The organism is Pseudomonas sp. Pseusp10 (assembly GCF_059492225.1).
Map to the genome: position 1 here is coordinate 2,455,250 of NZ_CP168528.1, position 12,354 is coordinate 2,467,603.

Sequence of the window (12,354 nt, forward strand, 5' to 3'; positions counted from 1 at the left end):
GATCTGCCGCCCCGGTGCAGGGGAGGCAGATGACCAGACTACAAGGACACGTTCTTAGTTGGCAGTCGGCTCTTCCAAGCCATACTTCTTGAGGATTTCGGCGTATTCACCGCTCTTTTTGCTCTCCTCGAAGGCCTTTTGCATGGCCAGGTAGGTTTCATCGTTACCTTTCTTGACGAAGATGCCCAGGGTTTGCTGATAAATCGGATGCTCGGTGGTGATCACTACCCGGCCGTTGGTTTTTTCCGCGATCATTTTTGCGGCGCCAGCGATTTCAACCTGGGCCTGAATGTTCTTGGACAACAGGGCCTGGGTCACTTCGGGTGCCGAGGGATATTCGCTGACGGTGATGGCGCCTTTGTTGTTCGGCACGCAGTATTCATCGGACAGCTTGCGGAATTCCTTGACCCAGGTCGTGCCCTGTTCCAGGCCCAGTTTCAGGCCGCACAGATCTTCAGGCTTTTTCGCATTGATCTCGCTGCCCTTGGGCACCATGACTGCGGCACCGGTGTTGGCATAAGCGATGGTCTGGGCCTGAGTCTGACGCTCCGGTGTGATGTACATGCCGGAAATGACCGCGTCGTACTTACCGGAGTTCAAGCCCAGGATCAGGCTCGGGAACTTGGTGTCGACGAACTCCACCTTGGCGTTCATGTGCTTGGCCAGTGACGTTGCCAGCTCGGGGTCGGAACCCACCACATTCTTGTCCTTGTCATAGGACTCGAAAGGCGGGTAGGTGATTTCCATGCCGACCTTGAACGTGTCTACCGCGGCCATGCTCACCGAGGCGCTGAACATGCCGGCTGCCAATACAGCCAGGCTCAAGAGGGTTTTTTTATTGTTTTTCATCATTTACTGACTCCGGCGTAGGTAGGGGTTTAGCTGAAAACGTCAATCAGGACGGTTGGGCCTGATTTTTCAAATGTCCGAAACTGGCGGGCTTGCGTGCCTTGCCTGGCAGTTGAACTTCCCCGTTGGCCACCCTCTGGCGCAGATACTGATAGGTCTGCAGCGCTTGGCCATACATGTGTTCGCCGATCGTGATCTCTTCGTAGTCGTTGCCGGCCTGGGCGAACCCGGGCAGCGGTTTGATCTGGGTGTGGTAGTCACAGGCATAAAACAGCGGGAAGGAATAACGCTCCTCCTTCACGCTGCGCACCCGGTGCGCAGTGGCAACGAATGCGCCTGCCGTCATCACTTCCAGCATGTCGCCGATGTTGACCACAAAGGCATCGGCCATCGGTGGCGCATCGATCCATTGGCCAAGATTGTTCATCACCTCAAGGCCCGGTTTGTCGGCCAGGAGGATGGTGAAGCACTCGTAATCAGTATGGGCGCCAAGACCCGGTGCGTCATGGGCGGCACCGTCGAACGGGTAGTGGATCAGGCGCAGTTTGGACGGTGGACGGGTGACCAGGCTGTCGAAATAGTTTTCTTCCAGGCCCAGGGTCAGGGCAAAGCCGCCGAACAGGCGCCGGCCCAAGGCGAATATCGCTTCATAGTAGGCCTGCACCGACGCCTTGAAACCTGGCAACTGCGGCCAGTCGTTGGGCCCCAGCAATGGGGTGTTGGCCAGTACCAGCGGGTCATCGGCCTGGACTTCGAAGCCGACGTCGAAGGCTTCCTTGTGGTCCGGCTTGCCTTTGGAATAGACCTCTTCGCCTTCGGGTACAAAGCCCTTGTGGGTTTGCGAAGTGCCAATGTAGTGGCGCATCTTGGTGTCGAGGGGCTGGTCGAAAAAGTCCTTGGCAGCCTTGCGCAGGTTGGCGATCAGTTGCGGGTCGATACCATGATCGGTGATATAGAGGAACCCGACCTCGCTGGCGGCGCGCCCCAATTGTTCGGCTACGGCAAGGCGATGTTCCAGTTCAAAGCTGAACAGACCGGCGATGTTGACCACCGGGATGCTGTTGAAGTTGGCTTTGTGTGTGTCAGTGCAGGCGCTGTTGTTTTTATTGTCTGGCATGACGCATCGGCTCCCTAAGGATGGCTTGAGTGGTGGAAACGCTCGAAGTGTTCGCGCTCGGTCTGGCCCATCCACACGTTCAATGACCACAGGTCGGCGACCGGGACATTGGTGAAGGGCAAATGATGCAGGTAGCCGTCGGCGCCGAATTCCGGGGTCAGGGTGCTGACCTGGTAACCGCGGGCTTGCTGTGAGCGCCAGATGCTTTCCCAGTGCTGCTGATGGAAGGCCAGTTCCTTTGCATATTCGGGAGCCGCCGGGTGCGGAACCTGTGGACCCTGGTCATAACCAACCCGGGCCTGGATATGGTGAACCCGCTCGATGAAGGCGCTCAGGTCATCGGCCGGGTCATTCAACAGACGCTCGCAAGTCACGACCCAATGGCTGATGTCACTGGTGAACAACAGATCGGGCAGTTGCCGGATCAACTCCAGGGTCACCCAGGGGTTGAACAGCGAGCGCGAGCGGTGAGTTTCGAAACTGCAGACCTGGCCGTGCTTGCGCGCCAGTTCAAGTGCCTGACCGAAGAACTCCACTTGTTGTGGCAAGGACCAGCGATCATTGCCCGCCAGCACGTTGACGAAGCGTGGGCCGAGTTCAGCGGCCCAGGCGAGTTTCTGGTCGAGGTCATTAAGGTGGACGGCAGGGCTCGCCGATTGGTCCGGCAGCACGTCGTACGCGGTGAAGACTGTGCTGATATAGCCCAGGCGATTGGCCTGGAGAAACGCGCCAAACTCAGCCCGTTCACGGGCGTCCAGTGGCAGGCGTGCTTCCATGCCATCGAAGCCCGCGTGCAGCAACTCCTCGAGCGCCTGAGCCTTGCTGGCGGTATAGCCCCACAGCGTACGGAAAATTTCCAGCTTCATCGGTGATCCTCAAAAATCCCAGGGCCTACTGCAAAAGCACTTCGACGACGCCAGGCTGCCAAGAGGCTGGTTCGCTGTGGAGTCGATGTTAGGCACAGGCCGCGCACTGAAAGAATCTGAAAGTTCAAATGAATACTTCAGGCTTTCGTTAACAAATAGCTAGCTACTTATCGCGCTTGTCAGGAGGGATTTTATCGGCGAGAACGTGTCTACGTTGGCTATTAGCGAGAGATGCCATTGTTACGGCATCATTTTAAGGACTCCCAAGCGACACCGGGCCGTCGATGGTCCGCTTTTGGCCCAGAGCCACCAGGAAACCCGCCGGGGGCATGGAGGACGGCTTCGCTCGGGTTTTCATGCGCAAAGCACTTCAGGCTCGATAATCAAGGACCAGGTCTGGATTATCCGGGCTTTACGCATGACGATTTCCCGGTCCTACAGGCAGTACTGGCTGGTGGGCAGCACATCGATCTTGTCGAAATCGATGAAGCGGCTGCAGCTGTCCATCATCGCAGCCAGGTTGCGCTGGAATTTCGCTTCGTCGCCCACCGCATCGAAGAAGGCCCGGGGATCGGTCATGGCAGCTGGTGGAAAACACTCTTCGACGATGGCATCGATCCGTGGGGCCCCGTGCGACAGTGCCGACACCACCAGGTTTTGCACGTATTGGAAGTTGTCTTGCGTGTCCACGGCCACCGCAGTGTGATGGTTGCGCCAGATGTCCAGCCAGGCCTCGGGGGTCAGGCGGGGAGGGCGGGTCAGCAGGGCCAGCTGGGCAAACCCGTGGGTACGCTCACCGGGCATTGACGGGAAGCGAGTATTGGCGATGGCGACCGACTCGCATACCAGGTAGGCGGCCATGCGCGCCGTTGCCGCACTGATCAAGTGGTCGAACGGGAGACGAGCTGGCCCGTTGGCACTGTCCAGCCACAGCGACAGGCTGCCATCGGGCAATGGCCGGTTGTTTTCCTGGCGCAGGCCGGCTGCAGGCTGCACATCGGCATCGGACAGGTTCAATTGCACACCACGGGCACCGAGTGCCTGCAATTGCCCGGCGACCTCACTGCGCAGGCGATGGGCGAAGGTATCAGGACTGATTTGAGTATCACGCCACAGCAGATAGATGACTTTTTCCATAGCTATCAAGCTCCTCGTTGCGGTTGATGGATGCAACAGACGTAGTGTGCTGCCTGGTCCATCGGAATGACCTGGCCCGTGCAGGCATGCGGGGTAAATCTCTGGCGTCATAGTCAATCAAGGTCAGCTTTCGGTAATACCTCAAACAGACTATTGAGCAACACTATGGGGGCAATTGCATCGTTCTGGTTTGAGCGGCCGCTCTGGCGGGAACCTGGTTCGCCTGCGAGCATTACCAAACAGCTTTCTCAGTCTCTCCTTGATGCCAATGAGTACAGGATGAAAATATGAGTAGCGAATGTTCAAACACCAAAGCTGAGCCTGTTCGCATTCCGCGCACGATTTGGGCTCTTGGCTTTGTCAGCCTCTTTATGGATCTATCATCCGAGCTGGTACACAGTTTACTGCCTGTGTTTTTGGTCACGACTTTGGGTGCGAGTGCATTGGCCGTCGGAGTGATTGAGGGTATTGCCGAGTCGACCGCCATGCTCGTCAAGATATTCTCTGGTGCTATCAGCGACTTTATTGGTCGGCGCAAAGGGTTGCTATTGCTTGGATATGGCTTAGCCGCTCTGACCAAACCACTTTTTCCTCTGGCTTACTCGGTTGAAGTGGTCTTTACGGCACGCTTTCTGGATCGAATTGGCAAAGGCATTCGTGGGGCGCCACGAGATGCTCTGATCGCAGATGTGTCGCCACCAGAAATCCGTGGCGCCTGCTTTGGACTGCGGCAGTCGATGGATACCGTCGGGGCTGTTCTTGGCCCTGCTCTGGCCATCGTGCTCATGTTATGGCTCGCAGATATACAGCTTGTCCTGTGGTTTGCAGTTATTCCGGCAGCAGTGGCGGTGGTTCTCATTGTCACAGGAGTAAAAGAGCCCACACACCTCCCGAGCGAACACAAATTTCGATCTCCAATTCATTGGAGGGTCCTTCACGACTTCTCCTCTGGTTATTGGTGGGTTGTCATGACTGGAGGGGTGTTTACGCTTGCTCGTTTCAGCGAGGCGTTTCTGGTATTACGAGCACAACAGACAGGCCTGTCGACTACCTGGACTCCGCTGGTGATGGTGGTAATGGCACTTTTTTATACGCTGTCCGCTTATCCTGCCGGCTGGCTATCTGATCGCATCAGTCGCACCAAACTGCTCTGCCTGGGTATGGGGTTGCTTGTCATGGCGGATCTGGTACTCGCTCAGTCCGATTCAGTCATAACGATGATGTTGGGTGTTGTCTTGTGGGGGCTTCATATGGGATTTAGCCAAGGCATTCTTGCCTCGCTGGTAGCTGATAAAGCTCCCACGGAACTCAAGGGCACGGCCTTCGGCATTTTCAATCTTGTCAGTGGTATATGCATGCTGATCGCCAGCGTTCTTGCAGGCTGGCTTTGGCAAAGCATTGGGTCAGACAGCACTTTCCTCACGGGTGCACTGCTTGCCGCAACAGCTCTGTTCTTACTGTTATTCAAGAAGCAGTAAGCGCAACCAAAAAGTAAAACAAATGGTTCTCAACAAACGGCTCACCGTTTCAGGACTGGGCTGCTGAAAAACGTCGGGGTTTCCTGGCGCAATGCCTCGTTCCCCACAAAAGGCAGGCAATCAGGCGAGGTCCACGGTTTCCACAGTGATTTGCGCAATCGCGTGAAACGGTGCGAGCGCAGCTTCATCGGCAATGGCACAAGTGATCAATCGCCATTCGCGTTCGATGGGCGTCCAATGCTGCTGCCGCGCCCGCCCCAGTTTGTCGGTGTCGGCGAGAACGACGATCTGCGCAGCCCGCTTGATGATGCATTCCTTGAGATAAGCCTGCTGCGCACTCGCCTCGCACAAGCCGAATTCCGCGACGACGCCGTCTGCGCCGAGGAAGGCTTTGTCCACGCTCAAACGGCTCAACGTCAGCTCGGCCAATGGCCCCAGGGTACTCATGCTCGAGCCGCGCAAGTCACCACCGATCAAGGTCAGGCGCACGCCCGGCGCGTTGGCCAGGGTCATTACGGCGAGCAGGTTGTTGGTCACCACGTGCACGTCCTGGCGCGAGCACAGATGATGAGCCAATGCGGCGCAAGTGGTGCCGCCGTCGAGCAGCACGGTGTCGCCGTCCTGGACGTGGGCAGCCGCTGCAAGGGCGATGGCGTCTTTCTGTTCCCACTGGCTGGTTTTGCGCTCTTCCAGCGAGGCTTCCGGTTCATGGACGCCCACCACGGCGGTGGCGCCGCCGTAGGTGCGGACCAGGTGCCGCTGCTTGGCGAGCATGGTCAGGTCGCGCCGCACGGTCGCTTCCGAAACGCCGAGGGCCGCGCTCAATTGCTCGACGTTGGCATCGCCGATGCGTACGAGATCGAGGATGGCGCGGTGGCGTTCGGACACTTTCATGGCGGGTCTCGTTGGTTGGACGGTGGTCGATCTTACACGACAACACCGCTGCACCTCATCCCCGTCGCGTGGCCAGCTCCGCGCCCTGGCGCAGTGCTTCGAGCAGGCTGCGCTCATCGGCGATGCCCTTGCCGGCGATGTCGAAGGCGGTGCCGTGATCGACCGAGGTGCGGATCACTTCAAGGCCCACGGTCACGTTCACTCCGGCTTCGAGCCCCAGTACTTTGACGGGACCGTGGCCCTGGTCGTGATACATCGCCACCACCAGATCGAAGTCGCCACGCCCGGCGCGGAAGAACAGGGTGTCGGCCGGCAGCGGGCCGGTTACGTCGAGGCCGCGTTCCTGCAGCAGCTTCACCGCCGGGATGATTTTTTCTTCCTCTTCGCCATAACCGAACAGGCCGTTTTCACCGGCATGCGGGTTGATCCCGCACACGCCAATCCGCGGACGGGCGATGCCCGCCTTGATCAGTGTGGCGTTGCCGCGTTCGATAGTGCGCTGGACCAGGCCCGGTTCGATCTTGCGGATCGCATCGATGATGCCGATGTGGGTCGTGACGTGAATCACCCGCAGCTGCGGTGCCACCAGCATCATCGACACTTCGTCGACGTGGGTCAGGTGCGCGAGCATTTCGGTGTGGCCGGGGTACTTGTGACCGCCGGCATGCAGCGCTTCCTTGTTCAGCGGCGCGGTGCAGATCGCATCGATCTGTTTGGCCTCGGCCAGTTCCACGGCGCGGGCGATGTATTGATAAGCGGCGTCACCGGCAATGGGTGACAGCTCGCCGAACGGCAGGTCATCGGGGATCAGGTCGAGGTCGATGCAATCGATGGTGCCGGCCTCGTACAAAGCCTGGGAGGCGTCTTCGATGCGACGCACTTTGGCGCTGCCGCCGACGAGCACGTTGGCCTGCTCCAGGCGCCGCGCATCGCCGATCACCAATGGCCGGCATTGTTGGTAGACGATGTCGTGGGTCAGGCTCTTGACGATGATTTCCGGGCCGACACCTGAGGCGTCGCCCATGGTGATGCCGATGATGGGGAGGTAGTTGCTCATAGTGTTCATTGGAGTCCTTGGATTCGTGTACGTTGGGGCGGGGAGCGATCGGCGCGTTCGCTCAAGTGCTGCCATGCCGCATACAAGGCGTGATCGGTGCCGAATGCACCTGCCTTGGTAACAATGCCGGGACGATGCCCTTGCCGGGAAACGGTGGGGCGCGCGAAAGCCACGCCGGCTTCGATTTCCGTGAGCAATTGCAGGCTGTCGATGCCGACGGTGGTCAATATGGCCCGCGCCGTCTCGCCACCGGTGGCAATCAGGCCGCCGACCTTGGCGAAGTGCGGTTCTACCAGCACGGCCAACCGGGTTGAGAGTTGAGCGCCCTCCTGGGGATCGAACGCCTCATCGCGACCAATGCGCAGCAACAGGTCGCTCCAGCCGTCCAACCGCTCGCCGATGCGCGCTTGCCACAGCGCCCAATCGACGTGTGTCGTGCCTTGGCGAAGGACTTCGGGCGGGACAACCAGTTCGCTGACCCCGCCACGCTCCTTGAGCTGTGCGCATTGCCGTTCGCAGACACCTGACAGGCTGCCGACCATGATCAGAATCGGTCCCTGACTTTTTTCCAGCGCTGTGGGTTCGATAGCCGTGAAGCGTGCTTCGGAAAAATCCGCAAGACTGGCGATTTCCCGCGCCAGCCCACCCGAGCCGATCCAGAACAGCGGCTGTTCCATCGACGCAGTCAGGCGAGCGATCGTCAGCAGGTCGTCCTCGGTTTGCGCATCGACGATCAGCGCCTGGGTACCCTTGCTCGCCACTTCAGCGATGTGACGCACGAGTACTTCTTCATTACCGCGCAAGGTGTCGAGATCAAGCTTGGCGGTGCTCAGGCCTGCGGCCACCAGCATCGCCTCGACATCCGCCGGACGATCGGCGTTTTCGAGCTTCCAGGTATCGGTGGTTTCCAGCGGCTGGCCGTTGACGAACACCCGTCCACCTCGCAACGTGCGCCCGGTCGCAGGAAACGCCGGGGCGACGATGGCCAGGCCCGCCAGCGGTTGCAGGGCGGCAACTTCCGCCGCCCAGTTGCCGCGCAAGGTCGAATCGATTTTCTTGTACAGCCGCTGACCGGGACGATGCAGCGCCTTGTACGCAGCGACCGTGTGTTCGGCGGCTTGCGCCGGGGACAGGCGCCGAGTATCCGTATCGGCGGCAATCACCTGGGCGTCAGCCTTGTCATGCAAAGGCTCGAGCGTGACGACCGTTTGCATCCCCACACTGGCAAAGCCGATGGCACAATCCGCCGCGCCGGACAGATCGTCTGCGATGATCAGAATGCTCATCGCAGGGCTTCCTGCTTTTGCGGTTGGGGGGCCGACTCGGGGATGACGACGGGGTTGCGCTGTTGCACGCGTTTGGCCACCGCTGCAGTGAGCAACGGTGCGAGGATCGCGGTGACCACAACGCAGGCAGCCACCAGAATTGTCGCGCTCTTGGCCGCTTCGGCGTACACCGGGTTCGCCGCTGCGATCAATGCCGGAACGGCGGCGGCATTGCCCGCGGTGGTGGCTGCCGCCACGCCGGCAACACCGGTGCCACCGGTCAAACGATCGGCGAAGAACAGCGGAATGCCGGTCAGCACGACTACCGCGACACCCATGCCAAGCCCCAGCAAACCAGCCTGCCAGACGTTATGCAGGTCGAGGCTGGCACCCAGTGCGAGGGCGAAGAACGGGATCATCACCGGCACGGCCTTGGCCAGGAAGTCGCGCATGTCACGGTCGAGGTTGCCCAGCAGCATGCCCAAGGCCAGCGGCAGGATGCTGCCCACCAGCGTCGGCCAGGGGAAGGCTGACAAGCCGGCTATGCCGAGGGTAACCATGGTCAGAAAAGGCCCGGATTCCAGCGACATCACCGAATAGGCACCGACGTCTTCGGAGCGGCCGTACTGCCCCATCAGTGCCATGTACAAGCCGCCGTTGGTGTCGTTCATTGCGGCGACCACCGCCAACGTGGAGATACCGGCGAAAAGCCCGGAGGATACCGGCTGCTCACCCAGGAAGTGGCCAAGCACGATGCCGATGAGCACGGCGATGCCGACTTTGGTGATGAGCAGCGTGCCGCCCTTTTTGAGCAGGTAAGGCGTGGCCTTGATATTGATGCTCGCGCCCATGCACACGTAGAACACCGCCAGAATGGGCAGTGCGCCGGTGAACAGCGCATTGGTGAATGATCCGAAAAATTTGGGCGTGTCAGGCAGGAATGTCGCCACGAGTGAGCCGATCAGCAGAGGCACGATCATCATGCCGCCGGGGATGCGTTCAATGGTGCGCTTGATAGGAATCTGGGCCACGAGGGTCTCCTTTTATAATTGTTTGGCAGACGTGTTTCACCTCGAAACTGACTGAATCGATCATCTAGTGATTGATTTAGTCAAATTGATCTTAGGCCAACAACTGAAATTGCGCAATTCAATCATTCAAATGATCGTTTCGCTCATTTCTGATAGAGATTCCGATCAGCGCAAGCGGTTCGAATTTTCCTGTGGAGCGGGCCACAGGTTTCTTGCTTGTCTGAAAATTGTCTTAAGTGACCAGCATTCTTTCGCCACGTGTAGAAGTCAGTCAGAAGTGAACGCTTGGCGCCGGTACCTACGGCCGGATTTGACCCAAAGACGTCCTGACGTATCAGGCATAAAACTGCGGGGTCACCTCACAGCAGCAGCCGTAAGGTTTCAAACAGCGCGCGGTCTTCCTTTTTGGCCGAGCGGGCATGGCGCCGAATGACCTGCAACAGGCATTCGGTGAAGCAGATCGCCGGATTGCTCAGTGCGCCATTGCGGCGAGTCACGATGCTCAGCTGTCGGGGCTCGAACTGCTCGGTCAGCCCCAGGGATACCACACGCCCCAGAAATGGCGGGGCTGTGCTCACGATGGACGGTCCCCAGGTGCACATGTCGGCCCGCTCGACCATCATCTGCAAAATGGCCAGTGAATGAGCACGCACGATTCGATTCTCATCAATCTGCGCGCCGTGTTTCCAGAACAGTTCCTGCATCAGCCCATCGTGACCGTCCGGCGCGTAGTTCAGGGTCCAGTTTTCTTCCAGCAACTCGTGGATCGATCGCGCATGCTGTCGGGCGTGACCCTCGCGGACCAGCACCGAGGTCTGGTAATCGAGCAAGGTTTCGCAGGCGAATTCCTGGGTCGATTGTGTGGGATGGAGTTGGCCAATCGCGAAGTCCATGCTGCCATCGCGCAGCAGCGGTTGGGCAACGGCCATCAGGCTTTCGAACAGCTCCAGCTTGATTTGTGGCATACGTTCGCGAAAAGCCAACACGACTTCGGGCAGGAAGGTCAGGGCGACCCATGGGGTGATCCCGACGCAGAGCCGGCCTTGAGCCTTCCCACGCATGTGATCAAGCTCAGTCTGTGCGTGCTCCAGTTGCTTGATCACCAGCCGGGCGTGAGTCAGCAGCACTTTGCCGTATTCGGTGAAGTTCAGACCGCTGGCGGTTCGGGTAAATAGCGGTAACTGCTGGCTGGTTTCCAGCTCGCGCAGCGCTTTGGTCACAGCGGCCTGGGAAATCTCCAGCGAACGAGCGGCCGCGCGAATACTGCCGGTTTCGGCGCTGGCAATCAGCGCCTGTAATTGATGCAGTTTCATCTGCTCACCTTGATGACAACTCATGGTTGTCATCATAACCAAACTGCGCCTCCCCAGCCCAGCGCCGGTTCCCTAAGATCGACCCCAACAGCGCTTTCGCTGCTGCACAGCCCCTGTCGAAGGAGAACACCCATGAATGCCGGCTTGGTCCTGCCTGGTATTGCCGCGATGCAAGATGAAATGATCGCGATACGTCACCGCATTCACGCGCACCCTGAACTGGGTTTTGAAGAATTCGCCACCAGTGAGCTGGTTGCAGCGTGTTTGACTCAGTGGGGCTTTGAGGTCAGTACTGGGGTGGGCAAGACCGGGGTCGTTGCCACCCTGAAAAATGGCGAGGGTCGGTCCATTGGCTTGCGCGCTGACATGGATGCGTTGCCGATACAGGAAACCTCCGGTTTGCCTTATGCCAGCCGGATCGACGGTATCATGCATGCCTGCGGTCATGACGGTCATACAGCAGTCCTGCTGGCCGCCGGTCAGTATCTGGCCCGGACACGGGCATTCAACGGCACCGTGCACCTGATTTTCCAACCGGCGGAAGAAGGGCTGGGCGGTGCCAGGAAAATGCTGGAGGACGGGCTGCTCGAACGGTTTCCGTGTGACGCGATCTTCGCCATGCATAACGTGCCGGGTTATCCCGTCGGGCATTTGGGTTTTTACAGCGGACCGTTCATGGCGTCTGCCGACACGGTGAACATCAAGATCATCGGTAACGGTGGCCATGGCGCGGTGCCGCACAAAGCCGTCGACCCGGTGGTGGTCGGTGCCTCGATCGTGATGGCCCTGCAAAGCATCGTCTCGCGCAACGTCAACCCGCAGGAGATGGCGATTATCACGGTGGGCTCCCTGCATGCCGGGAGCGCCTCGAATGTCATCCCGTCCAGCGCCGACCTGAGCCTGAGCGTACGCGCCCTGACTCCCGAAATTCGCCACTTGCTGGAGGTCAGAATCACTGAATTGGTCAAGGGCCAGGCCGAGAGTTTTGGCGCCCGGGTCCACATCGATTACCAGCATTGCCATCCGGTGTTGATCAACGATCCCGAACAGACGGCATTTGCCCATGAAGTCGCCCGCGACTGGCTGGGAGAGGAACACCTGATCGATGACTTGCGGCCGTTCACGGCCAGCGAGGACTTTGCTTTTGTCCTGGAGAAATGCCCCGGCAGCTATCTGGTGATCGGCAACGGCGAGGGAGAAGGCGGGTGCCTGCTGCACAACTCCGGCTACGACTTTAATGACGGCTGCCTGCCGGTGGGCGCGAGCTATTGGGTCAAGCTGGTCGAACGTTTTCTGAGTTGAGACGGCGCATTTTCACCCGTTGTGCCTGTAAAAAATCTACGGTCT

Annotated in this window: 11 protein-coding genes; 2 read left to right on the forward strand and 9 right to left on the reverse strand. The window is 59.2% G+C overall.

All coding sequences use genetic code 11. The annotated features are described in order from the left end of the window. Positions 1 to 54: 54 nt before the first annotated feature. The 4 genes from ACEN8Z_RS11105 to ACEN8Z_RS11120 all read right to left on the reverse strand — a co-directional run bounded on the left by ACEN8Z_RS11105 (position 55) and on the right by ACEN8Z_RS11120 (position 3,969). Complete coding sequence (locus ACEN8Z_RS11105) at positions 55 to 849, reverse strand: ABC transporter substrate-binding protein (protein WP_495598115.1); 795 nt, start codon at positions 847 to 849, stop codon at positions 55 to 57. A gap of 46 nt (positions 850 to 895) precedes the next feature. After that, the gene (locus ACEN8Z_RS11110; protein WP_495597643.1) at positions 896 to 1,966 is read right to left on the reverse strand and encodes an isopenicillin N synthase family dioxygenase; all 1,071 of its coding nucleotides are present in this window, start codon (positions 1,964 to 1,966) and stop codon (positions 896 to 898) included. A 14-nt stretch (positions 1,967 to 1,980) separates the two neighbouring features. Then, positions 1,981 to 2,832 (reverse strand): sugar phosphate isomerase/epimerase family protein, encoded by an 852-nt coding sequence (locus ACEN8Z_RS11115; protein WP_007988253.1) that lies wholly within the window; start codon positions 2,830 to 2,832, stop codon positions 1,981 to 1,983. A gap of 435 nt (positions 2,833 to 3,267) precedes the next feature. Beyond that, a complete protein-coding gene (locus tag ACEN8Z_RS11120) occupies positions 3,268 to 3,969 on the reverse strand; it encodes an EthD domain-containing protein (RefSeq protein ID WP_495597644.1) in 702 nt (233 codons plus the stop codon). Between the two features lie 287 nt (positions 3,970 to 4,256). Here ACEN8Z_RS11120 and ACEN8Z_RS11125 point away from each other — a divergent pair, with 287 nt between their 5' ends. After that, positions 4,257 to 5,447, forward strand: coding sequence for an MFS transporter (locus tag ACEN8Z_RS11125; protein ID WP_495597645.1), 1,191 nt, complete (start codon positions 4,257 to 4,259; stop codon positions 5,445 to 5,447). 120 nt (positions 5,448 to 5,567) lie between these two features. Here ACEN8Z_RS11125 and ACEN8Z_RS11130 read toward each other — a convergent pair whose 3' ends face one another. The 5 genes from ACEN8Z_RS11130 to ACEN8Z_RS11150 all read right to left on the reverse strand — a co-directional run bounded on the left by ACEN8Z_RS11130 (position 5,568) and on the right by ACEN8Z_RS11150 (position 11,043). Further along, on the reverse strand, positions 5,568 to 6,341 hold the full coding sequence (locus tag ACEN8Z_RS11130; protein ID WP_108231994.1) for a DeoR/GlpR family DNA-binding transcription regulator: 774 nt from the start codon (positions 6,339 to 6,341) through the stop codon (positions 5,568 to 5,570). Between the two features lie 55 nt (positions 6,342 to 6,396). Continuing rightward, positions 6,397 to 7,398 carry a 4-hydroxythreonine-4-phosphate dehydrogenase PdxA gene (gene pdxA, locus ACEN8Z_RS11135; RefSeq protein WP_495598116.1) on the reverse strand — a complete coding sequence of 334 codons (1,002 nt, stop codon included), beginning with the start codon at positions 7,396 to 7,398 and terminating at the stop codon, positions 6,397 to 6,399. 5 nt (positions 7,399 to 7,403) lie between these two features. After that, positions 7,404 to 8,684, reverse strand: coding sequence for a four-carbon acid sugar kinase family protein (locus ACEN8Z_RS11140; RefSeq protein ID WP_495597646.1), 1,281 nt, complete (start codon positions 8,682 to 8,684; stop codon positions 7,404 to 7,406). After that, complete coding sequence (locus tag ACEN8Z_RS11145) at positions 8,681 to 9,694, reverse strand: 2-keto-3-deoxygluconate permease (RefSeq protein ID WP_495597647.1); 1,014 nt, start codon at positions 9,692 to 9,694, stop codon at positions 8,681 to 8,683. The genes ACEN8Z_RS11140 and ACEN8Z_RS11145 overlap by 4 nt, the downstream gene beginning before the upstream one ends. A gap of 359 nt (positions 9,695 to 10,053) precedes the next feature. Beyond that, positions 10,054 to 11,043 (reverse strand): LysR substrate-binding domain-containing protein, encoded by a 990-nt coding sequence (locus tag ACEN8Z_RS11150; protein ID WP_162130687.1) that lies wholly within the window; start codon positions 11,041 to 11,043, stop codon positions 10,054 to 10,056. Positions 11,044 to 11,139: 96 nt separating this feature from the next. Here ACEN8Z_RS11150 and ACEN8Z_RS11155 point away from each other — a divergent pair, with 96 nt between their 5' ends. Beyond that, complete coding sequence (locus ACEN8Z_RS11155; RefSeq protein ID WP_495597648.1) at positions 11,140 to 12,309, forward strand: M20 aminoacylase family protein; 1,170 nt, start codon at positions 11,140 to 11,142, stop codon at positions 12,307 to 12,309. Positions 12,310 to 12,354 lie beyond the last annotated feature (45 nt).

Coding starts and splice junctions, on each gene's coding strand:
- ACEN8Z_RS11150 (WP_162130687.1), bottom strand. CDS start 11,043: ATGATGACAACCATGAGTTGTCATCAAGGTGAGCAGATGAAACTGCAT.
- ACEN8Z_RS11110 (WP_495597643.1), bottom strand. CDS start 1,966: ATGCCAGACAATAAAAACAACAGCGCCTGCACTGACACACACAAAGCC.
- ACEN8Z_RS11155 (WP_495597648.1), top strand. CDS start 11,140: ATGAATGCCGGCTTGGTCCTGCCTGGTATTGCCGCGATGCAAGATGAA.
- ACEN8Z_RS11130 (WP_108231994.1), bottom strand. CDS start 6,341: ATGAAAGTGTCCGAACGCCACCGCGCCATCCTCGATCTCGTACGCATC.
- ACEN8Z_RS11115 (WP_007988253.1), bottom strand. CDS start 2,832: ATGAAGCTGGAAATTTTCCGTACGCTGTGGGGCTATACCGCCAGCAAG.
- ACEN8Z_RS11125 (WP_495597645.1), top strand. CDS start 4,257: ATGAGTAGCGAATGTTCAAACACCAAAGCTGAGCCTGTTCGCATTCCG.
- ACEN8Z_RS11140 (WP_495597646.1), bottom strand. CDS start 8,684: ATGAGCATTCTGATCATCGCAGACGATCTGTCCGGCGCGGCGGATTGT.
- ACEN8Z_RS11105 (WP_495598115.1), bottom strand. CDS start 849: ATGAAAAACAATAAAAAAACCCTCTTGAGCCTGGCTGTATTGGCAGCC.
- ACEN8Z_RS11120 (WP_495597644.1), bottom strand. CDS start 3,969: ATGGAAAAAGTCATCTATCTGCTGTGGCGTGATACTCAAATCAGTCCT.
- pdxA (WP_495598116.1), bottom strand. CDS start 7,398: ATGAGCAACTACCTCCCCATCATCGGCATCACCATGGGCGACGCCTCA.